This window comes from Kitasatospora sp. NPDC101183, from assembly GCF_044767945.1.
Taxonomy (GTDB): Bacteria; Actinomycetota; Actinomycetes; order Streptomycetales; family Streptomycetaceae; genus Kitasatospora.
In genome coordinates, this window is sequence record NZ_JBIWOW010000064.1 from 1 (window position 1) to 1439 (window position 1439).

Below are 1439 nucleotides of genomic sequence, written 5' to 3' on the forward strand. Positions count from 1 at the left end.
TTGGGGGTCGTTGTTTCAGAACAACACAGTGGACGCGAGCAACTGAGGACAAGCCCTCGGCCTATTAGTACCGGTCAACTCCACCCCTCACAGGGCTTCCATACCCGGCCTATCAACCCAGTCGTCTACTGGGAGCCTTACCCTCTCAAGGAGGTGGGAGTGCTCATCTCGAAGCAGGCTTCCCGCTTAGATGCTTTCAGCGGTTATCCCTCCCGAACGTAGCCAACCAGCCATGCCCTTGGCAGGACAACTGGCACACCAGAGGTTCGTCCGTCCCGGTCCTCTCGTACTAGGGACAGCCCTTCTCAACACTCCTACGCGCACAGCGGATAGGGACCGAACTGTCTCACGACGTTCTAAACCCAGCTCGCGTACCGCTTTAATGGGCGAACAGCCCAACCCTTGGGACCTACTCCAGCCCCAGGATGCGACGAGCCGACATCGAGGTGCCAAACCATCCCGTCGATATGGACTCTTGGGGAAGATCAGCCTGTTATCCCCGGGGTACCTTTTATCCGTTGAGCGACGGCGCTTCCACAAGCCACCGCCGGATCACTAGTCCCTACTTTCGTACCTGCTCGACCCGTCAGTCTCACAGTCAAGCTCCCTTGTGCACTTACACTCAACACCTGATTGCCAACCAGGCTGAGGGAACCTTTGGGCGCCTCCGTTACCCTTTAGGAGGCAACCGCCCCAGTTAAACTACCCACCAGACACTGTCCCTGATCCGGATCACGGACCCAGGTTAGACATCCAGCACGACCAGAGTGGTATTTCAACGACGACTCCACGACAACTGGCGTTGCCGCTTCAAAGTCTCCCACCTATCCTACACAAGCCGAACCGAACACCAATATCAAGCTATAGTAAAGGTCCCGGGGTCTTTCCGTCCTGCTGCGCGAAACGAGCATCTTTACTCGTAATGCAATTTCACCGGGCCTATGGTTGAGACAGTCGAGAAGTCGTTACGCCATTCGTGCAGGTCGGAACTTACCCGACAAGGAATTTCGCTACCTTAGGATGGTTATAGTTACCACCGCCGTTTACTGGCGCTTAAGTTCTCAGCTTCGCCCCACCGAAATGGAGCTAACCGGTCCCCTTAACGTTCCAGCACCGGGCAGGCGTCAGTCCGTATACATCGCCTTACGGCTTCGCACGGACCTGTGTTTTTAGTAAACAGTCGCTTCTCGCTGGTCTCTGCGGCCACCCCCAGCTCTGGCAGCAAGTGCCGTCACCAGGAATGGCCCCCCTTCTCCCGAAGTTACGGGGGCATTTTGCCGAGTTCCTTAACCATAGTTCACCCGAACGCCTCGGTATTCTCTACCTGACCACCTGAGTCGGTTTGGGGTACGGGCCGCCATGAAACTCGCTAGAGGCTTTTCTCGACAGCATAGGATCATCCACTTCACCACAATCGGCTCGGCATCAGGTCTCAGACT

General features: G+C 56.3%; 1 rRNA gene (running past one end of the window). It reads right to left on the reverse strand.

The features are described 5' to 3' along the window. Positions 1-44: 44 nt before the first annotated feature. Positions 45-1439: ribosomal RNA gene (locus ACIRRS_RS38300) — 23S ribosomal RNA — on the reverse strand; it runs 1793 nt beyond the window's last position.